Annotated in this window: 22 protein-coding genes; 11 read left to right on the forward strand and 11 right to left on the reverse strand. The window is 64.9% G+C overall.

The annotated features are described in order from the left end of the window. Positions 1-42: 42 nt before the first annotated feature. The 3 genes from OZN62_RS07550 to galE form a co-directional block, all read right to left on the reverse strand. Positions 43-672, reverse strand: coding sequence for an HAD family hydrolase (locus tag OZN62_RS07550; RefSeq protein ID WP_269098899.1), 630 nt, complete (start codon positions 670-672; stop codon positions 43-45). A gap of 69 nt (positions 673-741) precedes the next feature. Continuing rightward, positions 742-867, reverse strand: a complete 126-nt coding sequence (gene ykgO, locus OZN62_RS07555; protein ID WP_007165381.1) for a type B 50S ribosomal protein L36 — start codon at positions 865-867, stop codon at positions 742-744. 89 nt (positions 868-956) lie between these two features. Then, a complete protein-coding gene (gene galE, locus OZN62_RS07560; protein ID WP_269098920.1) occupies positions 957-1,976 on the reverse strand; it encodes a UDP-glucose 4-epimerase GalE in 1,020 nt (339 codons plus the stop codon). Between the two features lie 91 nt (positions 1,977-2,067). Between galE and OZN62_RS07565 the strand changes: the two genes are divergently transcribed. Together OZN62_RS07565 and OZN62_RS07570 are read left to right on the forward strand one after the other, a co-directional pair. After that, a complete protein-coding gene (locus OZN62_RS07565; RefSeq protein ID WP_269098922.1) occupies positions 2,068-2,673 on the forward strand; it encodes a DUF4136 domain-containing protein in 606 nt (201 codons plus the stop codon). After that, entirely contained in the window at positions 2,670-3,815 is a 1,146-nt protein-coding gene (locus OZN62_RS07570) for a M14 family metallopeptidase (RefSeq protein ID WP_269098923.1), read from the forward strand. Before OZN62_RS07565 ends, OZN62_RS07570 begins: the two co-directional genes overlap by 4 nt. Before the next feature lie 9 nt (positions 3,816-3,824). On the opposite strand, the gene OZN62_RS07575 is transcribed toward OZN62_RS07570, so the two are convergent. From OZN62_RS07575 to OZN62_RS07585, 3 genes are all read right to left on the reverse strand, one after another. After that, positions 3,825-4,262: a hypothetical protein gene (locus tag OZN62_RS07575; RefSeq protein WP_269098925.1), complete on the reverse strand. Its 438-nt coding sequence runs from the start codon at positions 4,260-4,262 to the stop codon at positions 3,825-3,827. A 119-nt stretch (positions 4,263-4,381) separates the two neighbouring features. Then, positions 4,382-5,038: a glycoside hydrolase family 25 protein gene (locus OZN62_RS07580; protein WP_269098927.1), complete on the reverse strand. Its 657-nt coding sequence runs from the start codon at positions 5,036-5,038 to the stop codon at positions 4,382-4,384. 86 nt (positions 5,039-5,124) lie between these two features. Beyond that, complete coding sequence (locus tag OZN62_RS07585; RefSeq protein ID WP_269098928.1) at positions 5,125-5,616, reverse strand: UPF0262 family protein; 492 nt, start codon at positions 5,614-5,616, stop codon at positions 5,125-5,127. A gap of 149 nt (positions 5,617-5,765) precedes the next feature. On the opposite strand from OZN62_RS07585, the gene OZN62_RS07590 reads away from it, so the two are divergent. Together OZN62_RS07590 and OZN62_RS07595 are read left to right on the forward strand one after the other, a co-directional pair. Continuing rightward, complete coding sequence (locus tag OZN62_RS07590; protein ID WP_269098929.1) at positions 5,766-7,286, forward strand: replicative DNA helicase; 1,521 nt, start codon at positions 5,766-5,768, stop codon at positions 7,284-7,286. 51 nt (positions 7,287-7,337) lie between these two features. Next, complete coding sequence (locus tag OZN62_RS07595) at positions 7,338-8,564, forward strand: hypothetical protein (protein ID WP_269098930.1); 1,227 nt, start codon at positions 7,338-7,340, stop codon at positions 8,562-8,564. A gap of 9 nt (positions 8,565-8,573) precedes the next feature. Here the strand turns inward: OZN62_RS07595 and OZN62_RS07600 are convergent, their stop codons facing one another. Next, entirely contained in the window at positions 8,574-9,740 is a 1,167-nt protein-coding gene (locus tag OZN62_RS07600; RefSeq protein ID WP_269098931.1) for a phospholipase D-like domain-containing protein, read from the reverse strand. Between the two features lie 102 nt (positions 9,741-9,842). On the opposite strand from OZN62_RS07600, the gene rpoZ reads away from it, so the two are divergent. Both rpoZ and OZN62_RS07610 read left to right on the forward strand, forming a co-directional pair. Continuing rightward, positions 9,843-10,187, forward strand: coding sequence for a DNA-directed RNA polymerase subunit omega (gene rpoZ, locus OZN62_RS07605; RefSeq protein ID WP_269098932.1), 345 nt, complete (start codon positions 9,843-9,845; stop codon positions 10,185-10,187). A 132-nt stretch (positions 10,188-10,319) separates the two neighbouring features. Continuing rightward, positions 10,320-11,462, forward strand: a complete 1,143-nt coding sequence (locus OZN62_RS07610; RefSeq protein WP_269098933.1) for a DUF3667 domain-containing protein — start codon at positions 10,320-10,322, stop codon at positions 11,460-11,462. A gap of 65 nt (positions 11,463-11,527) precedes the next feature. Here OZN62_RS07610 and ftsH read toward each other — a convergent pair whose 3' ends face one another. Both ftsH and OZN62_RS07620 read right to left on the reverse strand, forming a co-directional pair. Then, positions 11,528-13,474, reverse strand: coding sequence for an ATP-dependent zinc metalloprotease FtsH (ftsH, locus tag OZN62_RS07615; RefSeq protein ID WP_269098935.1), 1,947 nt, complete (start codon positions 13,472-13,474; stop codon positions 11,528-11,530). 108 nt (positions 13,475-13,582) lie between these two features. Then, on the reverse strand, positions 13,583-14,758 hold the full coding sequence (locus OZN62_RS07620; protein WP_269098937.1) for a winged helix-turn-helix domain-containing protein: 1,176 nt from the start codon (positions 14,756-14,758) through the stop codon (positions 13,583-13,585). A gap of 64 nt (positions 14,759-14,822) precedes the next feature. Here OZN62_RS07620 and OZN62_RS07625 point away from each other — a divergent pair, with 64 nt between their 5' ends. The 5 genes from OZN62_RS07625 to OZN62_RS07645 all read left to right on the forward strand — a co-directional run bounded on the left by OZN62_RS07625 (position 14,823) and on the right by OZN62_RS07645 (position 18,804). Next, on the forward strand, positions 14,823-16,874 hold the full coding sequence (locus OZN62_RS07625; protein WP_269098939.1) for a TonB-dependent receptor: 2,052 nt from the start codon (positions 14,823-14,825) through the stop codon (positions 16,872-16,874). Between the two features lie 210 nt (positions 16,875-17,084). Beyond that, positions 17,085-17,270, forward strand: a complete 186-nt coding sequence (locus OZN62_RS07630) for a hypothetical protein (RefSeq protein ID WP_269098940.1) — start codon at positions 17,085-17,087, stop codon at positions 17,268-17,270. After that, positions 17,267-17,689: a hypothetical protein gene (locus OZN62_RS07635; protein ID WP_269098942.1), complete on the forward strand. Its 423-nt coding sequence runs from the start codon at positions 17,267-17,269 to the stop codon at positions 17,687-17,689. Before OZN62_RS07630 ends, OZN62_RS07635 begins: the two co-directional genes overlap by 4 nt. Beyond that, complete coding sequence (locus tag OZN62_RS07640) at positions 17,689-17,886, forward strand: helix-turn-helix transcriptional regulator (protein ID WP_269098943.1); 198 nt, start codon at positions 17,689-17,691, stop codon at positions 17,884-17,886. The genes OZN62_RS07635 and OZN62_RS07640 overlap by 1 nt, the downstream gene beginning before the upstream one ends. 30 nt (positions 17,887-17,916) lie before the next feature. Next, entirely contained in the window at positions 17,917-18,804 is an 888-nt protein-coding gene (locus OZN62_RS07645) for a TauD/TfdA dioxygenase family protein (RefSeq protein ID WP_269098944.1), read from the forward strand. A 3-nt stretch (positions 18,805-18,807) separates the two neighbouring features. On the opposite strand, the gene OZN62_RS07650 is transcribed toward OZN62_RS07645, so the two are convergent. Both OZN62_RS07650 and OZN62_RS07655 read right to left on the reverse strand, forming a co-directional pair. Then, positions 18,808-20,034: a hypothetical protein gene (locus tag OZN62_RS07650; protein WP_269098945.1), complete on the reverse strand. Its 1,227-nt coding sequence runs from the start codon at positions 20,032-20,034 to the stop codon at positions 18,808-18,810. 17 nt (positions 20,035-20,051) lie between these two features. Beyond that, positions 20,052-21,179 (reverse strand): pyridoxal phosphate-dependent aminotransferase, encoded by a 1,128-nt coding sequence (locus tag OZN62_RS07655; protein ID WP_269098947.1) that lies wholly within the window; start codon positions 21,177-21,179, stop codon positions 20,052-20,054. Positions 21,180-21,185: the final 6 nt, after the last annotated feature.

Below are 21,185 nucleotides of genomic sequence, written 5' to 3' on the forward strand. Positions count from 1 at the left end.
AGAGGCCCTGGCGCTCCCATCGCGCCGGGGCCTTTTTCCAATCTAGAGCAGACCGCGCCCGATCAGGTCCGCCTCCAGGCGGTCAGCGCCGGTGAAGACGTGCCCGTGCCAGCCGCGCGCCGTGGCGGCAGCGATGTTCTCCGGCTTGTCGTCGATGAAGAACAGCTCTTCGCGCGGCAGGCCGAAGCGCTGCTCGGCAATATGGTAGATCTGCGGGTCGGGCTTGGCGACGTTCTCGTGGCCGGACACCACGATGTCGCGAAAACCCTCGAACACCGGCTGGCAGGCGATGAACTCGTCCCAGAAATCCTCGCCGAAGTTGGACAGGCCGAACAGCGGCACGTCGCGCGCCTTGAGCCGGGCGATCAGGTCCAGCGTGCCGGGAATGTGTTCGGGATAGGTCTCGCGAAAGCGCGTGGCATAGGCGCGAATCAGCGCCTCGTGATCCGGGAACTGGGCGATGCGTTCGGGCACCATCTCGGCCAGCGGACGCCCCTCGTCCTGCTGGTGGTGCCACTGTTCGGTGACGACATTGGCGAGGAACCAGTCCAGCTCCGCCGCATCGTCGATCAGCTTTTCGAACAGGTAGCGCAGGTCCCAGCGAATGATCACCCGCCCGATGTCAAATACGACTGCGCTGGGATTGGGGCTGGGATTGCGGATGTCAGACATGCAAAAAGCCCCCGTGGTGGCGGGGGCTTTTGGTAAGACCGGTGCCGCAAGCAAGCGGCACGGCGCGCATTAGCCCTGGCGGGCCTTGAAGCGACGGTTGGTCTTGTTGATCACGTAGGTGCGACCGCGACGACGGATGACGCGGCAATCGCGGTGACGGTTCTTCAGCGACTTGAGGCTGTTGCGGATCTTCATCGTACTTTTCCCGAAAAATAATCGGCACCGGAGATGTACTCCGATGCCGGAATTTCAAGCCGGGCCGATAGGGCCAGCGCCGACTTGAGTCAACCTTCGCGTCGTATTTCCGCGAGCTTGCGCTCCCACGCCAGCGCATGGGTGACGATGGCGTCGAGATCGGCATGTTGCGGCTGCCACGGCAGCGTCGCCTTGATGCGCGAAGGGTCCGAAACCAGCGAATCGGGATCGCCCGCACGGCGCGGCCCCATCACCCGCGTGATGTTGCTGCCGGTCACCCGGTCCACGGCATCGAGCACTTCCAGCACCGAGAAGCCGCGGCCGTAGCCGCAGTTCATCGTCATCGAGCGGTCCGGCTGCTCGATCAGCGCCGCCAGCGCCAGCACGTGCGCCGACGCCAGGTCGCTGACATGGATATAGTCGCGCACGCCGGTGCCATCGGGCGTGTCGTAGTCGGTGCCGAAGACGGAAACGCTGTCGCGCTTGCCGGTGGCGGCTTCCACGGCGACCTTGATCAGGTGCGTCGCCCCGGCGGTCGACTGTCCGCTGCGCGCCTGCGGATCGGCACCCGCGACGTTGAAGTAGCGCAGCGCGCAATAGTTGAGTTCATGCGCAGCCGAGGTGTCGGCCAGCATCTGCTCGGTCATCAGCTTCGACCAGCCATAGGGATTGATCGGCTGCCTGGGCGTGTCCTCGGTCACCGGCGAGACTTCGGGCACGCCATAGGTCGCCGCGGTCGAGCTGAAGATCATGTGCGGTACGCCGGCCTGCACCACGCTCTCGATCAGCGAGCGGCTCTTCGCCGTGTTGTTGTGATAGTACTTCAGCGGGTTCTCGACGCTTTCGGGCACCACGATGGAGCCGGCGAAATGCATCACCGCGCCCTTGCCGTTACCCATGCCCTGCTCGGCAAAGATGCGTGCCAGCAGCTCGCCATCCTCGATATCGCCTTCGTAGAAAGGCACGCCATCGGGCACGGCGAAGCGGAAGCCGGTGGTGAGGTTGTCGATCACCGCCACGGGCCAGCCCGCGTCTTGCAGCGCGAGGACGGCGTGGCTGCCGATATAGCCGGCGCCGCCGGTCACCAGGACAGGACATTTCTGCGTCATCGCCCTGGCGGTTAGCAGGTTTGGGTGAAACGGCAATTAAGGATAGGCTGCCAGCTTGCGGCCATATTCGGCCCCTATGTATCGGAAAGCCATGAGAACAATCGTCTATCCCTTCCTCGCCGCCGGCCTGTTGCTCAGCGGCTGCGCCACGCCCGCCTATGTCTCACCGGTCGAAGTCACCCGCTTTGTGGGAGAGGCCCCGACCGAACTGGGCCAGGGCACCATCGCCGTGCAGGCGGCGCCGGGGCTGGACCCGCAATCGCTCGAATACGGCATGTACCGCCAGGCGCTGGAAACGCAGTTGCAGGCGCTGGGCTACACGATCGTAGCGATGAACCCGCAGCAGGTCGCCCAGCTCGATGTCGAGCAGTTCGTGACCGCGCCCGAAGGCCGTGGCCGCAGCGTGGGCGTCGGGGGCGGCGCGTCGACGGGCAGCTATGGCTCCGGCGTCGGCGTGGGCGTGGGGATCGACCTCTCCAGCCTGATCAACGGCCCGCCGCCCGAGCGGATCGAGCGGCAGGTCTCGGTTGCCATCCGCCAGCCGGACGGCGGGCCGAACCTGTGGGAAGGCCGCGCCAGCATGGTGGCGACGGGCAACAGCGACTTCGCTGCCGATGCCGCCGCCGCGCCGCGCATCGTCGAGGCGCTATTTTCGGGGTTCCCCGGAGAGTCAGGCGAGACTATCGCGGTCGAATGATTACAGCTGATATCAAAATCGATGCCGCCTTCGACAGCGGCAACATCGAAGTCGTATCGATCGACGGCGCCAGTGCGCGCCTGCGCATCCCGAACGATCACAACAGCGAATTCGCGCAGTGGTTTCACTTCCGCGTATCCGGCGCGGCGGGCCGCGAGCTGGTGCTTACCTTCGAGAACCTGAAGGACACTGCCTATCCCCAGGGCTGGCCCGGCTATAACGCCTGCGTCAGCGAGGATCGCGCCTACTGGGGCCGCGCCGCCAGCAGCTATGATCCCGATACCGGCAACGGCACGCTGACTGTCCGCTACACGCCGAACTCCGACCTCGTCTGGTTCGCCTATTTCGCGCCCTACTCGATGGAGCGGCACAACGACCTCGTCTCCGAAGCAGCGCTGGCCAAAGGCGTCTCCTACCGCCGGCTGGGCGAAACGCTGGACGGGCGCACCATCGATTGCCTGGAAATGGGCGAAGGCGAGACGCAGGTGTGGCTCTATGCCCGCCAGCATCCGGGCGAAAGCATGGCCGAGTGGTGGATGGAAGGCGCGCTCGAAGTGCTCACCGATCCCGCCGACGTGGTCGCCCGCGTACTGCGCAGGAAGTGCCGCCTGCACGTGGTGCCCAACTGCAATCCGGACGGTTCATTCCGCGGGCACCTGCGCACCAATGCCGATGGCGTGAACCTCAACCGCGAATGGGCCGAGCCCACGGCAGAGAAGTCGCCCGAAGTGCTGGCCATCCGCAATGCGATGGACGAGACCGGTGTCGATTTCGCGATGGACGTGCATGGCGACGAAGCCATCGCCAACGTCTTCCTCGCCGGGTTCGAGGGCATTCCCAGCTGGACCGACGAGCATGGCGAGAAGATGTACCGCTACCAGCGCATCCTCGATCGCCGCACCGCCGATTTCCAGGTCAAGAACGGCTATCCCAAGTCCGCACCGGGCAAGGCCAACCTGACGATCAGCACCAACCAGGTGGCCGAACGGTTCGGCGCCTGCGCGATGACGCTGGAAATGCCGTTCAAGGACAATGACGACTGGCCGGACCCCGACCAGAACTGGAGTCCGGAACGCTGCAAGCTGCTGGCGCGAGAATGCCTTGGCGCGCTGGTCGAATGGCTCGAGGGTGCCGAGGGCTAGCGCTCAGCTCTAGGCAGTTTCCTCGGCCGCCGCTTCCATCGCGTCACCCTCGCCTGCGCGCGTGCCGGTGATCGGCACCCCGCCAAAGGACGAACTGGCCTCGCCCGACAAGGCATCGCCATCGGCGGTGAGCGTGTAGGTCAGTTCCATCGGCCCCTGCGGCGTGGTGAGCGAGCGCAGGAAGGTTACCGTGGCACCTTCCACCGCGACGTCGCTGATGGTGCTTTCCATCGGCGGCATGGCCTCGCCGCCTTCGGGCGGACGATCCTCGATCACCACGGTATAGCCTTCCGCGCCTTGGGCGACGGTCAGCCCGGCCTCGAAATTGCCCATGGGGGTCTCGAGCACGGTGTCCCAGCTGCCGAGGATGGCTTCATGCTCGTGCGCGGCGGCAGGTGCGGCGAAAATGGCGCTGGCCAGCAGCGCAGCAGTCAGGTGCTTGTGCATCGGTACGTCTCCCTCGTCCCAAATATCAGTAAGTTATGCCTGTCCGGGGCGAGCGGCAAGCGGAAAGCTGTCGCAGATTGTCAGTGCCGAATCCCGGACCGGATCCCGGGGCCGGTTCCTCAGGGCTGGACAACCACCCAGCGCAGGCTGCCGTCAACGGCATCACCGCGCAGGTAGGTAGTCGCCGTCCACAAGGTCCACGGCCGTCCGGCATAGTCGGGCTGGGCGAAGTCGCGCTCCAGCCACAGGTTGCGTTCCAGCCGGGTGGCGATGCGATGCTGTTGCTCAAAGCCGGCAGATACCTTCAGCAGCACCGGCTGTCCGGCATGGCCTTCGACCTGGTTGATGAAGGTCGTCAGCTCGCTTTCCAGGCCCGCCTCGATCACCGGGTTGCCGCATTCGCTAGCCAGCTTGTCCAGCGCGATGGCGGGCGGCAGCAGGTCGGCATCGCGCGGCACGATGGTGACGAAGTTCGCCGCCTGCCGCTCTGCCGGTACGCAGGGGTCATAGGCATGGACCACGCCATGGCGCAGCCCGGCATCGGTGGCGGCAGCAAGGTTGCGGGCGAAGTTGGCGTCGCGATCTTCCGCGCCGCGGCTGGCCTCGAGATAGACGAAGTCCGCCCCCAGCCCGCGCAGGGCCGGGAAATCGACCGCGCCGTCCGCCACGCCGATAAGCGCACCTTGCGACGGATACTTGTCGCGCGGCGGCTGCCATTCGCCAACGCGCGACCAGACCACTACCCCCAGGCCGATCAGGCCAAACAGCAGCAGCACTTCTACCCAGAAGCGGAATACGGATTTGCTCTTCTTGCCGATGGTGCGACCCAGTCTTCAGTAATGCGTGTTTAAGGTGGCGCGATTCACGCCTTGATATGCAGCACGCAGATGAGCGTGAAAAGCCGCCTCGCGGTTTCGAAGTCGGTTTCCACCTTGCCCTCCAGCGCGTCGAGCAGGTGCCGCGTGCCACGATCGTGAATGGCTCGCCGCGCCATGTCGACGGTTTCGATTTCCTGTGCCGAGGCGCGCCTTAACGCTTTGTAATAGCTATCGCAAATGGCGAAGTAATCGCGGACCGACCGGCGCATGCGCGCCATGCCCAGGCCGATGGTACCGGCATCCGCACCGGTGTGATCCTTGATGTGCCAGGCCAGCATTCCGTCGACGACGGCAAGGTGCACGTGCCACGGGCCTTCGTGGCCATTGGCACTGGCGCGCAGCGGCTTGAACAGGTTGTCCGCCACCAGATCGCGCAAGGCGACTTCACGCTCCTGCTCGATCTCGTCATTGCGCGCGATGACGGTCGCTTCGTCGAGCGTGATTTCCTCAATCCGGTTGGCGTTGTCCTGCTGCATAGGCCCTGTTGTCCTGCCGCGCCCGCAAGCACGATGCAAATGCGAAAAAGGGGGCCCCGGGATATTCTCCCCGCTTTCCACAGGGTGCCGGGGCAAATTCCCGCATTGTCAATCTTGCGCCGAGTCCGCGCCACGCGCATCAAGGGCGGATGTCCGACGAAGAGCTCCTGATCCTTGCCGACCGCAAGGCCGACAACGCCGAAGCGCAAGGCCGCAGCCTGCCCGCCAACCTCGAAGCCGAAGCCGCCTTCCTGGGCGCCGTGCTGATCGACAACCGCGTGCTGGAAGAGCTGCCGGTGGAACTGCGCGCGAATCACTTCTTCGCCCCCATCCACGCGCGAATCTACGACCGCGTCCTGACGCTGGTAGACCGGCAGATGGTGGTGACGCCGGTGACGCTGAAGCCCTATTTCGAAGGTGACGAGGCGCTGAGCGAACTGGGCGGCACCGGCTATCTCGCGCAGCTGACGGCGGACGGCCAGGGCTTGCTCGCCCCGCGCGAACTGGCGCAGCAGATCTACGACCTCGCCTTGCTGCGCGAACTGGTCAGCGTGGGCCGCGAACTGGTGGAAGACGCGCTCGACACGTCAGAGGAAGTGGAGCCGCAACGCCAGATCGAGAACGCCGAGAAGCGCCTGATCGAAGTGGCCGACGGTGCCACCAGCGAAAAGGCGGGCGTCGCCTTCCGCAGCGCTTCGATGGAAGCAATCCGGATGGTCGAGGCGGCGATGAACTCGGGCGGCGGCCTGTCGGGCAAGACGACGGGCCTCGCCACGGTCGACAGCAAGACCGCGGGCCTGCACAATTCCGACCTCATCATCCTCGCCGGACGTCCCGGCATGGGCAAGACCTCGCTCGCTACCAATATCGCCTTCAACTGCGCGGAAGAGCACCTGAAGTACCTGCGTGACGGCGGCCCGCACAACTACGGCGCGCCGGTGGCCTTCTTCAGCCTGGAAATGAGCAGCGACCAGCTGGCCACGCGTATCCTGGCCGAGCAGGCGGAGATTTCCTCCGAAGCCCTACGCATGGGCAAGCTGAAGCGCGACGAGTTCCAGCAGCTGTCCTACGCGGCGCAGAAGCTGGCGGAGCTGCCGCTCTACATCGACGATACGCCCGCGCTCACCATTTCCGGCCTGCGCACCCGCGCCCGCCGGCTGAAGCGGCGGCACGACATCGGGCTGATCGTGGTCGACTACCTGCAGCTGCTGCAAGGTTCGGGCCGCGCCAACGACAACCGCGTGAACGAGATTTCCGAGATCAGCCGCGGTCTGAAGACGCTGGCCAAGGAACTGCAGGTGCCGGTGATCGCGCTGTCGCAGCTCAGCCGTGCCGTGGAGCAGCGCGAGGACAAGCGCCCGATGCTGTCCGACCTGCGCGAATCCGGCTCGATCGAGCAGGACGCCGACATGGTCTGGTTCATCTATCGCGGCGACTATTACCACGAGGCCACCCGCCCCGACATGCCGACCGAGACCTCGTCCGAAGCGGACAAGGAGAAGTACCGCGTCTGGGAAGACCGCTACCTGGAACTGCGCAACAAGGCGACGCTGATCGTCGCCAAGCAGCGCCACGGTTCCACCGGCAACGTGCCGCTGCTGTTCCAGGCCGAATTCACCAAGTTCAGTTCGCCCAACATGAAGGACTATTCGGACTACGGGTTCGAGTAGAAGCGGCACCCGGCCTTCAACCGGAAGCCGGAGCGCATTGCCTGCCGATTGATGTCGATCATAGTCGGCGGGTTCCTCGGCCAACTAATGTCGGCCTGCCACCAGCCCAGGTTGGCAGCGGGAGAAGAGGTGAGCTGCAAGGCCAAAAATCCGCCAAGCTTGCAAGCCGGTCATTGCGCACTGGCCGCACGGCTGTTGCCGCTTCTCGGAGCAATCCTGCTCGGAAGCGGGACCGGCGCGCTCGCGCAGCCACAGGACATGCGTCGAGCAGAGTCCCCGACATCGCCCCAGCTCCCTTGTCAGACCGAACCGGGCGCTGCCCATTCGGTCGAACGGCAGCTGTGCCTGAGCGAACATATTCCCGGCTTCGGCGGCTACCATCATGAAGGCCCCTGCGAGGTTGCGGCCTACCTAGCCGATCCCGACGAGGCGAGCGCAGAGCGGGAGTTGTTGCGGCGATATGTCGAAGCGGCCTCTCCCGATTGCGGCGACGACCTGACGATAGAGTTCCGCCAGAGCCGATACGACCTGGTCGACCTGCACCGCTGGGGCGATCAGGCATCTGCCCTGCTCTTGTCCGGAGAAGAACAGGCCACGGGTATCGATGCATACGACGTGCTCGGGCCACTCGTGCTCGACAACCGGGTGAACTTCTTCTTCGATCCGGAAGCCCTTGCGGGAAGCGACGAGGCGATGGCCGAGGCGAGAGCGAACCTGAGCGACAATGGTTACGACCTCGACGCCTTTCACATCTCCAACGATCCATTTTCGACGAGAGCGCTCTCCTGGTACTTGCTTGGGGTCGCAGACCCCTGTCTTCCCGTGAATCCGCCGCTCGCAATCTGCATGAATGACCCGCAGGTGCAGGTGAGCCTTGTCGACGGCAGTCCAACCGGTGTGCTGGGCACAGCCACGCTGCGGTCGAGTCCGGACCTGAGCTACGTGTTCATCATCTCCTGGGAAGAGCAGGTCTCGCTGCGGGACTACGCGCGCCGGCAGGAAGAGGACATGGAGTACGTGCTGTCCAACTGCGCCCGGGTCGGTATCGGGCAATTTTCCGGATTGCGGTTCGATCTGGAGCCGGCCCCGGCAACCCAAGCGCCCGCCGCTCGAAGCTTCGAGAATCCCGCCCTCCAGTCCCCCAGGATGGTGCTCTTCGTGGATACCGGAGCGGGCATGGCAACCATTGTCGGCACCCCCCGGGCTTCGACGGTTTCGCAGGAGGATCTGTATCGGGGTGCCGAAAGCGTGGCCCGGATATTTCGTGTCCGGCAATGAGCCTGGCGCTCACAGGCCGAGGTTGAGCTTCCGGCTGACGCTGTAATCCAGCACCGAGACGAGGAACCAGCTCGCCCACCATTTCGCGCGGGTCCAAAGAGTCGCGCGCTTGGCGTGGAGTTCGAGCGTGATCGGTTCGCAGGCGGGCAAGTGCTCGCGAATGAAGCTGCGCATCCGCTCGGCCAGCTCGGCATCCTCGATCCGGAGCACGATCTCGAGGTTGAGGTAGAGGCTGCGCATGTCGAAATTGGCACTGCCAAGATAGACCGTGTCGTCCAGCACGATCAGCTTGGTGTGCAGACGGCAGGGCTGGAATTCCCAGATCTTCGCACCGGCATCCAGCAGCGGCCCGTGCAGTGCGCGGTGCGCCCCCAGGGTCGCGCCATTGTCGGTTTTGGCCGCCAGCACGAAGTTCGCCTCCCCTTCCCGGGCGATGCGCCACAAGGCCTTTCGCAGCGGCTTGTTGGGCGAAAAATAGGCCATGATCATGTCCAGCCGCTCGCCCCGCTGCAGATCGTCGCTGACGCGCGCGGCCCAGCTGGAGAGTTGGCGGGAAGGTCCGCCGATCAGCAATTGCACGGGGCCTTCGCCACCTTCCCAGCAACGCACGCGACGGCGGATGTCCCGGAACTGCGAGCGCTCGTCGCTGGCCCATTCGACCAGTTCGCCGAACCACTCCGAAACCCGATCCACCACCGGACCCTCCACCCGGAAGCCGAGGTCGTTCCAGCCGTTTTCCTCCGGCGGGGCGAAATAGCCGTCGTCGATATTGAAGCCGCCCAGCATGGCCACCTTCTCGTCGGCCACGACGATCTTCTGATGGTTGCGGACCAATGCCCGGCGCGTCCACTTGGCGAGGAAGACGAGGAAGGTCCCACCCGCTTCGATAAATTCTTCGAAGAACTCCTCGTCCGCCTCCGAGCCGAAGCCGTCGACGATCACCGTTACCTCGACGCCGCGCCGCACCGCTGCGACCAGCGCGTCCCGCGTTGCGCGGGCCACTTCGTCTTGAGCGAAAATGTAGAAGGCCAGCTTCAGGCTTTGCCTTGCACCGTCGATGATCTCGAACAGCGCCGTCCTGCGGTCCTTGCCGGCGGGATAGAAGGTGAAGGACAGGCCATGGGCTTCGGCACCGAAGGGTTCGGGATCGCGATAGCTGGTGGCAGCGCTGTCCATGCCGCGTGGTAGCCCGCCTCCCTCCTCAGGAAAACCTTGACGGAAGCGGTGCCCCCGCCTATTTCGCGCCCTTTCCTGACACACCTATTTCTGGAGTGCCCCATGGCGCGCGTTACCGTCGAAGATTGCGTCGACAAAGTCCCCAACCGTTTCGATCTCGTCCTGCTGGCTGCCCAGCGCGCCCGCGAGATTTCCGGCGGTGCGGAGCTGACCGTTGATCGCGATCGCGACAAGAACCCGGTCGTCGCCCTGCGCGAGATCGCCGAACAGACGATCAAGCCGAAGCAGCTGACCGAATCGCTCGTTCAGTCGCTGCAGACCATCCTGCCCGACGAGGAAGACGAGGCGGACGAGATCGGTTCGCTGAGCCAGTCGGCAGAGGCCATGCGCCTGTCGGCCGCCGCGCCGACCCGTTCGACTTCGATCGGTGCCGATTACGACGGCTGATCGCTGCAGCTTCGGCTAACCAAAGGGGCCGCTCCGCAAGGGGCGGCCCTTTTGTTTTGTGCGTCCTCCCGCCCGCGCGCTTGCATGGGCGTTGGTGGCGGGTAGGATGCCGTCGACTGACGGGGCGAGAACATGAGCGATCTGATCGAAGGGATGGGAACGGCCGCGGAGGGCGGACTGTTCTCGCGGGCACTGGAGCCCGAGTCCGGCGCCAGGAGGCCGCACCCGGACCAGCCCGAAAAATGCCTCAACTGCGGCACGCCGCTGACAGGCGCCTATTGCCACGCTTGCGGCCAGATGGGCCATGTCCACCGCACCATCGGCGCCTTCATGCACGACCTGCTGCATGGTGCGCTGCATTTCGAAGGCAAGCTGTGGCGGACGCTGCCCATGCTCACCTTCAAGCCCGGCAAGCTGACGCGCCGATATATCGAAGGCCAGCGCTCGCGCTTCGTCTCGCCCATGGCGCTGTTCCTGTTCACCGTGTTCCTGATGTTTGCCGTGTTTCAGATGGTCGGCTTCACTGCGCCCACCGACCTGTCGAGTACGGAGTTGCCGGAAAGCTCCCTCGATGGAGCGCGTACGACGGCCAGCGATGAACTCGCAAACCTGCGCCAGCAGCTCGAGGACGGGGATCTCTCCACGGCCGAGAGAAACGAAGTGATCGCGGAAATCCGTGTGCTGGAAACCTTCATCAACGGGGCCCCGAACGCGACTCCCAGCGAAGCGCCAACCGGGACGCCGGACAATGGCGACGAACAGCTTTCGGGCGAGGAACCGACCGACACCGTCGGTGCGCCAACGGTGCAGATGGGCCTCGACCAACTGGCGGACAACAGCACCGGTGTCGATTGGCTTGATACCGTGATTGGCAAGTGGCGCGAGAATCCCAGCCTCATGGTCTACAAGTTGCAGGCCAACGCCTATAAGTTCTCCTGGTTGCTGATCCCCATCTCGATCCCCTTCGTCTGGCTGCTGTTTTTCTGGAAGCGCCGGTTTCGGGGTTATGATCATGCGATTTTCGTCACCTACTCGCTCAGCTTCATGACGCTGCTTTTCATCGTCGCATCGATCCTGGGCAGGGTCGGCGTCTCCGGTGGGCTGGTAATAGCCGGCCTTCTGATCATCCCTCCGATCCACCTCTACAAACAGCTGCGCGGAGCCTACGAGCTGAGCCGCTTTTCGGCCTTCTGGCGCCTGCTGGTCATGAGCGCCTTCATCTGGATCATCGTCGGCCTGTTCGTGCAGGTGCTACTCTGGCTCGGGACTTTCTGAACGAAGAAAGGGCGGCACATCGCTGCGCCGCCCTTCAATTTCTTTCGGACCGGTAGGAAAGCTGCTTAGGCGCCCTGCGGGGCCTCGCCGCCACCGAAACGCTTACCCGCCTTGGGTACCAGCGAGCCGTGCTTGGGCTGCACCGGCATCGGGCCACTCGGCTGGTCCGGGCGATCGATCTTGCCGTCTTCCATCAGCTGGTTGATCTCGTCGCCGGTCAGCGTCTCGTACTCGAGCAGCGCCTGTGCCAGCAGGTGGAGCTTGTCCTCCTGCTCGGTCAGCACCTGCTTCGCACGGTTGAGACCGCCTTCGACCAGTTCCTTGATCTCGGCATCGATCAGCTTGTTGGTGTCCGCGCCCGCCATGGTGCGGGTGGTCTGGCCCATGCCGAGATAACCTTCTTGGCTCTGCTCGTACATCAGCGGGCCGAGCTTGTCGGACATGCCCCACTTGGTGACCATGTTGCGAGCAAGGTCGGTAGCGTACTGAATGTCGCCCGAGGCACCGCTCGACACCTTGTCGTGCCCGAAGATTATTTCCTCGGCCACGCGGCCACCCATCGATACCGCGAGGTTCGCGTGCATCTTGTCGCGGTGGTAGGAGTAGTTGTCGCGTTCGGGCAGGCGCATCACCATGCCCAGCGCACGGCCGCGCGGGATGATGGTGGCCTTGTGGATGGGGTCCGACGCCGGCTCGTTCAGCGAGACGAGCGCGTGGCCGGCCTCGTGATAGGCGGTCATCTTCTTCTCGTCCTCGGTCATCACCATGGACTTGCGCTCGGTGCCCATCATCACCTTGTCCTTGGCGTCCTCGAACTCCTGCATGGCGACCAGGCGCTTGTTGCGGCGCGCGGCCAGCAGGGCAGCTTCGTTGACGAGGTTGGCAAGGTCCGCGCCGGAGAAGCCGGGCGTGCCGCGGGCGATGGTGCGCGGGTTCACGTCGGGCGCCAGCGGCACCTTCTTCATGTGCACGGCAAGGATCTTCTCGCGCCCGTCGATGTCGGGGATCGGCACCACCACCTGGCGGTCGAAACGGCCCGGACGCAGCAGCGCCGGGTCCAGCACGTCGGGACGGTTGGTGGCGGCGATGATGATGATGCCTTCGTTGGCCTCGAAGCCGTCCATCTCCACCAGCAGCTGGTTCAGCGTCTGCTCGCGCTCGTCGTTGGAATTGCCGATGCCGTTGCCGCGGTGGCGACCCACGGCGTCGATTTCGTCGATGAAGACGATGCACGGCGCGTTCTTCTTCGCCTGCTCGAACATGTCGCGCACGCGGCTGGCGCCGACGCCGACGAACATCTCGACGAAGTCGGAACCGGAAATGGTGAAGAAGGGCACGCGCGCCTCGCCCGCGATGGCGCGAGCGAGCAGCGTCTTGCCCGTACCGGGCGAGCCGACCAGCAGCGCGCCCTTGGGGATCTGGCCGCCGAGCTTGGAGAAGCGCTGCGGGTCCTTCAGGAATTCGACGATTTCCTGCAATTCCTCGCGCGCCTCGTCGATGCCGGCCACGTCCTCGAAAGTTACGCGGCCCTGCTTTTCGGTGAGCAGCTTGGCCTTGGACTTGCCGAAGCCCATGGCGCCACTGCCGCCGCCCTTCTGCACCTGTCGCAGCGCGAAGAAGGCGATGCCGAGAATCAGCAGGAATGGCAGTGCCTGGATCAGCACGTAGAGCAGCACGTTCGGTTCTTCCGGCGTGGTGCCGGTATATTCGACGCCAGCGTCGTCCAGCTGCTGGACCAGGCCGGGATCGGAAATCGGGGTGGTGGTGAAGCGTTCCTCGTTCTTCAGCACACCGCTGATGCGGTCGGGCGCGATGGTGACCTCGGCAACGCTGCCTTCGGCAACCTTGTCCTTGAAATCGGAATAGGCGATCGCCGTGCCCGGCGCTTCGCGCGGGCCGCCAAACATCGAAACGGCCAGCAGCAGGGCCAGGAAGATCCCGCCCCACACCATCAGGCTCTTCACCCAGGGGTTGCCGCCACCGCCATTTTCAGGCTCGCGATTTTCACTCATCGAACACGCATCCTTTCACAAGAGAGTATGTAGGAGCGGCAGGGTGAATGGCAAGATAACGAAGCCCACGGACTTTCGGGCAGGAATTTGCCGGTCGCCAACCCTTGGTCAGGGCCGCGGGCGGGCAAAGATGACGCGATCATCGAGATCTGCGCCTTGCTGGCCGGTAACCTGCACCAGCGCCTCGAACGCTCCGTCATCGGCCGCGTCCCCCATGCCCTCAGGCAGTTCGTCGGCCACGATGATCGGACTGATGCCGCGCAGGCCCGTCTCGCGCTCGCTGGCGATCACCAGCAGCTGCGCCCCGGTGCTGGCGGTAAAGCGTGTGACGAAGGCGTAGTCGCGGTAGAAGACCGGGGAAGCGAGGCGGCGCGCCTCGTCGCTGGTCCAACGCTGTCCGCTCTGCCGGTCGATCAGTTCGTCGTAGCTTTCGCCCACGCGCAGGCCGCTGCCGGCGAACACCTGTTCTTCCAGCAGGCCCATGCCGGATAGCAGGCCGACATAGATCAGGTCGAAGCGATTGAGCATGTCAGGCTCCAGCTCGCTGGCGGCAATGACGGTCACGTCCTTTTCCGCCCTCGCCAGCACCGGCATCACGGCTTGCAAGCCGTAGGCGGAGGCGACCGGCAGGTAGGTCAGGCCCACGTCCTCGGCGTAGTCGTAGCGTTCAGGTTCTGCCTCCTGCAGGGCGGCAAGGTCGGCAGCGGAATCGACGCGGAAATCGCGGATGAGGCGACTTTGTTCGGGTCGCACCGGGTCGATTTCGCCAAACAGATAGTAATCGCCCAACACCACCAGCACAGGTCGGTCGGAGTCTGCCAAGGGCTCCCAGATCGCGTTCGGGGCAGAGGTGCGGCCGATAATGGCGAGGATTGCGACTATTGCCAGGACCGCGAGTGCCGCACCGGCATACAGCAGGGTGTGCGGGCGCCCCGGCAGGCCGATCGTATCGCGCTGCGGCTCCGCCACTCCGGCCAGCCGCAGCGCATAGGTGCCCGATGGCAGTTCGACGCAGGCGCCACCCTCGCCAGGACGATTGGCGGCGTAGTGATCCTCCAGTTTCTTGCGCAGGCGGTGAACGTAGACGCGCACGGTGGCATCGTCTGCGTCGGCGCCGTCCTGACGGAAAACTTCACGGGCGATCTCGTCCTGCGTCGCGCTGTCGGCCTCGGGGCCTCGCTCGGCAAGCCAGTCGAACAGTTCGCGCAGGCGCCCGCTGGCGCCGGGCACATTGGCCGCGCGCAGGCGCTCTATTTCCGCCTGGAAGAGAGATGTAACGTCCATGTAACGTGGCGATTACCGTAAATTACGGTGCGTGGCGAGAGCTGCCGGGCAAGACGCGTGATCGATGACTTCCACGCTGCTGCGCCCTGCCCTGCTCGCCTCTGCCGCCGCCTTGTGCTGCGCCCTGCCCGCTCATGCGCAGGAGATTGACGAAGACACCTCCGCCACGGACGAGGAAACTCCAGTCATTTTCGTCTACGGGCGCGGTGAGGAGCGCATCGGCATGGCCGGCGCGGCCAGCGAGGGCGGTGTCGCCGGTGCCGATATCGAGATCCGACCGCTGCTGCGCCCCGGCGAATTGCTGGAGGCAACGCCCGGCCTGATCGCCACGCAGCATTCCGGCGGGGGCAAGGCCAACCAGTTCTTCCTGCGCGGCTTCAACCTCGACCATGGCACCGACTACTCGCTCTATCTCGACGACGTGCCGATGAACTTCCGCACCCACGGCCATGGCCAGGGCTATCTCGACGTCAACGGGTTGATCCCGGAAACGGTGGCGCGGGTCGACTACCGCAAGGGCCCTTACCGCGCTGACGTGGGCGACTTCTCCTTCGTCGGCACCAGCCAGATCACCACCCACGATCGCTTGCAGCCCTTCGTCAGCGCCGAAGCAGGCAGCTTCGACTACTACCGCGTGGTTGGCGGTGGTTCGGTGAGCGTGGGCAGCGGCGACCTGCTGCTGGTGGGGCAAGCCAAGTTCAACAACGGCCCGTGGGACCTGCCGGAGGATTTCGACGGCTACTCGGCCTTCGTCAAATACACCCAGCCGCTGGGCATGGGCGACCTCTCGCTCAGCTACAACTACTTCAACGCCACCTGGGCGCCGACCGAACAGTTGCCCGAACGCGCCATCGGCACCTTCGTGGACGACCGTTTCGGCACGCTCGACGACACGCTGCGCGGCAGCACGGAACGCGGCATCTTTACCGCCAACTACCTCTCCGACAGCTGGCGCGTGACCGCCTATGCGCAGCACTACGACTGGAGCCTGCTGTCCAACTTCACCTACTTCCTCGAAGACCCGGTGAACGGCGACCAGCTGCGCCAGTACGACAAGTTGTGGACCTTCGGCGGCCGCATCGAACACACCGCGCGGCTCTCCGACCAGCTCTCGCTGCAAGTCGGCGCGGAGGCGCGCTACGACGATATCAGCCGCGTCGGGCTGGACGAGACGATTGCCGGCGTGAAGGAACTCACCGTCGGTGCCTTCGCGGTCGATGAAGCCAGCATCGGCCTCTACGCCGAAGCCGTCTGGCGCCCGGTCGATCGGCTGATGGTGATCGCCGGGGTGCGCGGCGACTGGTACGAATTCGAGACCCGCGCGCTGGAGGGTGCCCTGTCATGGAGCGGCGAGGTATCGGACGACACCTTTGCCCCCAAGATCGGCGTGAACTACGAAGTGCTCGACGGCCTCGCCTTCTACGCGAACTACGGCGAAGGCTTCCATTCCAACGATGCGCGCGGGGTGACCGCACCAACCGATCCCGCGCCCGGTCTTGTCGAGGGCGATTTCCAGGAAGTCGGCCTGCGGTTCGAGCATGACGGCCTGATCCTAACCGGCGTCTACTGGTGGAGCAGCATCGAGAGCGAGCTGATCTACGTCGGCGATGCGGGCGCGGTGGAACCGTCCGATCCGGGCGAGCGGCACGGTTACGAGTTCACGGCCTTCTGGCACCCGAACGACTGGCTGGCGGTCGACGCAGTATGGACTGGCACCACCTCGCGTTTCGTCGGCCTGCCCGAAGGCGAGAACTTCGTGCCTGGCGCGCTGGAGAATTCCGGCGAACTGGGCGTCTCGGCTGCCTTCCGCAACTGGAACGCGGCGGCGCGTATCCGCTATCTCGGCCCGCACCCGCTGATCGAGGACAACTCCCAGCGCGGCGACGCCACCACGCTGGTCAACGCCCGCATTGCCTGGACCCCGCAGGACATCGAGATGCTGCGCGGCTGGGAATTCCACGCCGAACTGCTCAATGCGCTGGATTCCAAGGACGACGACATCGACTATTTTTATGCGGTGCGTCTGCCGGGCGAACCGGCGGATGGCATCGAAGGCGTGAACAGCCGCATCGTCGAGCCGCGGCAATTGCGCGTGGGGGTAACCCGCCGCTTCTGATTCGTCTCAAGCCCCGGTGAAGCGCATTGCGGGCGCTCCCGGAGGCTCCAGGGCCCCGCCTGCCAGCATGGTGCAGGCGGGGCTTTTCTTTGCGTTATTTCAGCATTTTGCGAGATTTTGCGTCAAGCACACCACTCACTTTGTCAATGTTGCTTGACATTCGATCAAGGTGTGTCTAGTTTCCTTTACATTACTTCAAGGGAGGTTGACATGACACGCACACAACAGGCGCTCTGCTGGGCACTCGCCCTCATCGCCCTCGCCCTTTCGGTTTCCACCGGTCTCGTCGATCGACAGGCTGCCGAACCGCTGTTCTTCGCCGGCCCGGTGCTCGCCTACCTGTCGATCACCGACCGGGTGACCTGCTGCAATCCGTTCCGGGGAGCGCGCGCATGATGAGCCAGCTCGACAAGAAGCCCGAGGTCAAGCGCTACCTGCTGCGCATCGTCTTCGCGATGGCGCTCTACCTCACCTCGCTCTTCGCCGCCGAATGGCTGATCGAGGATCGCGGGCTCAGCGGCGTGCCGGCCTATGCTCTGGCGACCGTACCCGGGCTTTCCTTCGCAGCCGTCTTCTGGATTTTCACCCGCCTCATCATCGAGGAGCGCGACGAGTTCCTGCGCCTCCTTTATGTGCGCCAGGTGATGGTAGCGACCGGACTGACGCTGACAGCCGCCGCCGTGTGGGGTTTCCTGGAAACCTATACGCCGGTTCCGCCGGTCGCGGCATTCTGGTGGCCCACTCTCTGGTGCGTCGGACTGGGCGTTGGCGGGATCTTCAACAAGGTGACGATGGGTAGCTGGGGGCAGTGCTGATGAAGAACCGCCTCCGCGTCCTGCGTGCCGAACGCGAGTGGAGCCAGCAGGACCTGGCCGACCGGCTCGACGTCAGCCGCCAGAGCGTCAACGCAATCGAGACCGGCAAGTACGATCCCTCCTTGCCGCTGGCCTTCAGGATCGCCGACGTCTTCGGCCTCGCCATCGAGGAGATCTTCTTGCGCGAAGAGGCCTGATTGCGGCATCCTCTCCTGCGGGAGAGGGCGATGCAGACACGCAAGCTGGCCGATAACCTGGGACTGGAGATCGCGGGGCTGGATACCACGGCCCCGCTTTCGCGTGCACAGTTGGACGAACTGGCCTCGCTGTTCCACGAACACCTGGCGCTGGTGATCCGCTCACCCGTGCTCACCCCGCACCAATATGTCGCCTTCATTCGCCAGCTGGGCGAGCCGGACGGTTCCGATACCTCGCGCTATCACGAACCGATCGACGTCGATGGCTTCAAGGGGCTGCGGCTCGTCTCCAACATCGAGAAGGACGGCAGGAACGTCGGCCAGTTCGGCGCGGACGAAATGGGCTGGCACCAGGATCGCTGGACCGACGCCGCCCCGCCGCCAGCCACCGCACTCCACGGGGTAGAGGTGACGAAGGCGGGCGGACGCACCGGCATCGCCAGCCTAGCCGCCGCCTATGACGCGCTGCCGCCCGAACTGCTGGCGCGGATAGCGGGGCGGCACATTCACTTCCCGCTGCAGGTCAACGATTTCGAAGGCGCGCTGGACGAGGCCGACATCGAGGACGAGAGCCTGTTCCGCAAGGTGCCGCTGGTGCAGCGTCATGCCGTCACCGGGCGCAAGTTCCTGTTCCTCGGCGCGCGCAAGATCCTCGAATACATCGACACCGCCCCGCGCATCACCGGGCTGGACAAGCAGGAAAGCGCCGACTTGCTCGATGCGATCTACGAACACGTCGCGCGGCCGGAATTTGCCTATCTCCACCAGTGGCAGGCCGGCGACATCCTGATCTGGGACAACCGCACCTGCGCGCACCGCCGCGAAAGCTTCGATCCTGACGAGCGGCGCCTCCTTTACGGGACGCCGCTCGTCAGTTCGGACCTGCTGTGGAACGGCAAGGCAGCGCTGGCTGCCTGATCCTTATTCGCTCATCCCGGTCATCACGAAGCGCTGCACGCGGCGGCCGGTGTTGACCTCGGTCGTGTAGACATTGCCTTCGCTGTCGACATCGACGCTGTGCAGCCAGATGAACTGGCCGGGATAGCGGCCGTTGCGACCGAACCAGCCGATGATCTCGTGGTTCTCGCGCAGCAGGATCCACACCCGCCCGTTCATCATGTCGGCGACATAGACGTAGGTGCCGTCGGGGCTGAAGGCGACGTCCGACGCGGTGCGCGTGCCGCCGGTTTCCAGCGCGATGATCACGTCCTCGACGAATTCGACGCCGTCGTCGGTCTCGCGGAAGATCTGGATGCGGTTGTTGCGGCGGTCGCAGACATAGATCGTGTCGTCCGGTCCGCGGGTGACGCAGTGGACGATGTCGCCGAAGCTTTCGCTGGTCGGGTTCGGGCCGCCGTCGCCGGTGCTCGAGGCCTGGCTCTGGTCGAACTCGCCTTCGCGCGTGCCGCCGCCCGGCGCCGCGCCATAGGCACCCCACAGGTGCTCGAACGACAGGTCATCGCCGGCGAACTCGATGATGCGCTTGTTGATGTAGCCATCGGCCACGATCACGCTTTCGCCGTCGTAGTGAATGTCGGCCGGGTTGCCGAGATACTGCTCGGACATGTTGCCATCGGTGTTCTGGCGGGTGCCGATCTGGCGGATGAATTCGCCGTCGGCAGTGAAGTTCAGCACCACGTGGTCGCCGCCGCCATTGCCGCCGATCCAGACGTTGAGATCGTCATCGACGAACAGCCCGTGGACATTGGCGGGCCACTGCTCGTCACCCACTTCGCGGGCCTCGCGGCCCTGGCCTTCCATCGTGCTTTCGCCGGGCGCCAGATCCGGGCCACCCCAGCTGCGCAGCAGGTTCCCCTCCTGGTCGAACTGCAGCACATGCGGCGGGGCGGAACAGCAAGCCTGTGTCAGCGGCGGTTCGGCATCGCGGCCGATATCGGTGAAGCCGAGCGAATTGGGGCGGGTGAGCACCCAGACATTGTCTTCGCGGTCCACTGCGAGGCCGGGGGCCTGGCCGAGGATCATGTTCTCCGGCAGCCGCGGCCAGCTGGCATCGGCGGCAAACACCGGCATGGGCACGTCGGTGTTGAGATGCTCCTGGTCGATTTCCACCAGCACGTCCGCCATCGCAGGTGCGCTGGCCAGAGCCAGCACCGCACAGGCAGTTCCTGCCATCACTTTGCGCAACATTATCGTCTCCCTTTTGGTCAGGCCCTGAGGCCATCGATTATCTCGGGCAAGGCCGCGGCATAGCGTGCCACGTCTTCCAGCTTACCCGTACTCACGCGTGAATATTGCGTCCACTCGCCATAGGCGGGACGGATGAGGATGCCGCGTTCGCGCATGGCAGCCTGCACCGCATCGGCATCGGGCACCTCGACATAGACGAAGTTGGTCTGGCTCGGCAGCGCCGTCAGGCCGCTGCGCGCAGCAGCATCGAGGATCATCGCCCGTCCTTCGAGGATGGCCGCGCGGCTCTGTTCGAGAAAGCCGATGTCGTTGTAGCTGGCAATGGCCGCGGCCAGGCCGCAGGTATTGCCGCCGAAGCTCATCATGTGGCTGCGGATGCGTTCGGCATTCTCCTCGCTGGTGATGGCATAGCCGACGCGCATGCCCGCCATGCCGTAGATCTTGGAGAAGGTGCGGCAGACGATGACGTCCTGCCCCTCGCGCACCAGGTCCACCAGCGTGTTGCCTGCCGGATCGTCGGCCAGTTCGTTATAGGCCTCATCCACCAGCAAGGTCGCCCCGGGCGTCACGGCGGCAGCCAGCGCTCGAAGCGATGCGGCATCCACCAGCATGCCGGTGGGATTGTTGGGGTTGCAGATCTGCACCAGCGATACGCTGTCGTCGCAGGCCGCGGTCATGGCGGGAATGTCGACGTTCATGTCGCCGGCCAGCGGAATGCGCCGGGCGGTGACGCCCTGCCGCTCGCCATATTGCACGGTGGTATCCCAGAACAGGCCGGGACACAGGATCGCGCCTTCGCGGCCCCACGCCAGGGCGATGGCGGAGAGGATCTCGGTCGAGCCTTCGCCAACGACGACCTGTTCCGGGCTGACCGAGTGCCGCTCGGCAATCATCTCGTGCAGCATGCGCAGCCCGCGGTCGGAATAATAGCAACCCTTGGTCGCCGCCTCGCTGGCGGCGCGCAGGGCGCTGGGTGCCGGGCCGTAGGGATTTTCGTTGCGCGCCAGCATGGCGATGCCGTCGCCGGGGCCGAAGAAGTCGGCTGCCGAAGTGCCGGCGCTGGCCTGCGCCCGCACCGGGCCTGCTGCCGCAAGCGCCGTCAACGCGGCCGAGCCGCCAAGGAATGTCCGTCGCGCAAGTGTCATATCTGT

The sequence above is a fragment of the Aurantiacibacter sp. MUD11 genome (genome assembly GCF_026967575.1).
Lineage (GTDB): Bacteria > Pseudomonadota > Alphaproteobacteria > Sphingomonadales > Sphingomonadaceae > Alteraurantiacibacter.

Bases quoted from the DNA above. Each gene is read 5' to 3' on its own strand.
- OZN62_RS07550 (WP_269098899.1), bottom strand. From the start codon at position 672: ATGTCTGACATCCGCAATCCCAGCCCCAATCCCAGCGCAGTCGTATTT.
- ykgO (WP_007165381.1), bottom strand. From the start codon at position 867: ATGAAGATCCGCAACAGCCTCAAGTCGCTGAAGAACCGTCACCGCGAT.
- galE (WP_269098920.1), bottom strand. From the start codon at position 1,976: ATGACGCAGAAATGTCCTGTCCTGGTGACCGGCGGCGCCGGCTATATC.
- OZN62_RS07565 (WP_269098922.1), top strand. From the start codon at position 2,068: ATGAGAACAATCGTCTATCCCTTCCTCGCCGCCGGCCTGTTGCTCAGC.
- OZN62_RS07570 (WP_269098923.1), top strand. From the start codon at position 2,670: ATGATTACAGCTGATATCAAAATCGATGCCGCCTTCGACAGCGGCAAC.
- OZN62_RS07575 (WP_269098925.1), bottom strand. From the start codon at position 4,262: ATGCACAAGCACCTGACTGCTGCGCTGCTGGCCAGCGCCATTTTCGCC.
- OZN62_RS07585 (WP_269098928.1), bottom strand. From the start codon at position 5,616: ATGCAGCAGGACAACGCCAACCGGATTGAGGAAATCACGCTCGACGAA.
- OZN62_RS07590 (WP_269098929.1), top strand. From the start codon at position 5,766: ATGTCCGACGAAGAGCTCCTGATCCTTGCCGACCGCAAGGCCGACAAC.
- OZN62_RS07595 (WP_269098930.1), top strand. From the start codon at position 7,338: ATGTCGATCATAGTCGGCGGGTTCCTCGGCCAACTAATGTCGGCCTGC.
- OZN62_RS07600 (WP_269098931.1), bottom strand. From the start codon at position 9,740: ATGGACAGCGCTGCCACCAGCTATCGCGATCCCGAACCCTTCGGTGCC.
- rpoZ (WP_269098932.1), top strand. From the start codon at position 9,843: ATGGCGCGCGTTACCGTCGAAGATTGCGTCGACAAAGTCCCCAACCGT.
- OZN62_RS07610 (WP_269098933.1), top strand. From the start codon at position 10,320: ATGAGCGATCTGATCGAAGGGATGGGAACGGCCGCGGAGGGCGGACTG.
- ftsH (WP_269098935.1), bottom strand. From the start codon at position 13,474: ATGAGTGAAAATCGCGAGCCTGAAAATGGCGGTGGCGGCAACCCCTGG.
- OZN62_RS07620 (WP_269098937.1), bottom strand. From the start codon at position 14,758: ATGGACGTTACATCTCTCTTCCAGGCGGAAATAGAGCGCCTGCGCGCG.
- OZN62_RS07625 (WP_269098939.1), top strand. From the start codon at position 14,823: ATGACTTCCACGCTGCTGCGCCCTGCCCTGCTCGCCTCTGCCGCCGCC.
- OZN62_RS07630 (WP_269098940.1), top strand. From the start codon at position 17,085: ATGACACGCACACAACAGGCGCTCTGCTGGGCACTCGCCCTCATCGCC.
- OZN62_RS07635 (WP_269098942.1), top strand. From the start codon at position 17,267: ATGATGAGCCAGCTCGACAAGAAGCCCGAGGTCAAGCGCTACCTGCTG.
- OZN62_RS07640 (WP_269098943.1), top strand. From the start codon at position 17,689: ATGAAGAACCGCCTCCGCGTCCTGCGTGCCGAACGCGAGTGGAGCCAG.
- OZN62_RS07645 (WP_269098944.1), top strand. From the start codon at position 17,917: ATGCAGACACGCAAGCTGGCCGATAACCTGGGACTGGAGATCGCGGGG.
- OZN62_RS07650 (WP_269098945.1), bottom strand. From the start codon at position 20,034: ATGTTGCGCAAAGTGATGGCAGGAACTGCCTGTGCGGTGCTGGCTCTG.
- OZN62_RS07655 (WP_269098947.1), bottom strand. From the start codon at position 21,179: ATGACACTTGCGCGACGGACATTCCTTGGCGGCTCGGCCGCGTTGACG.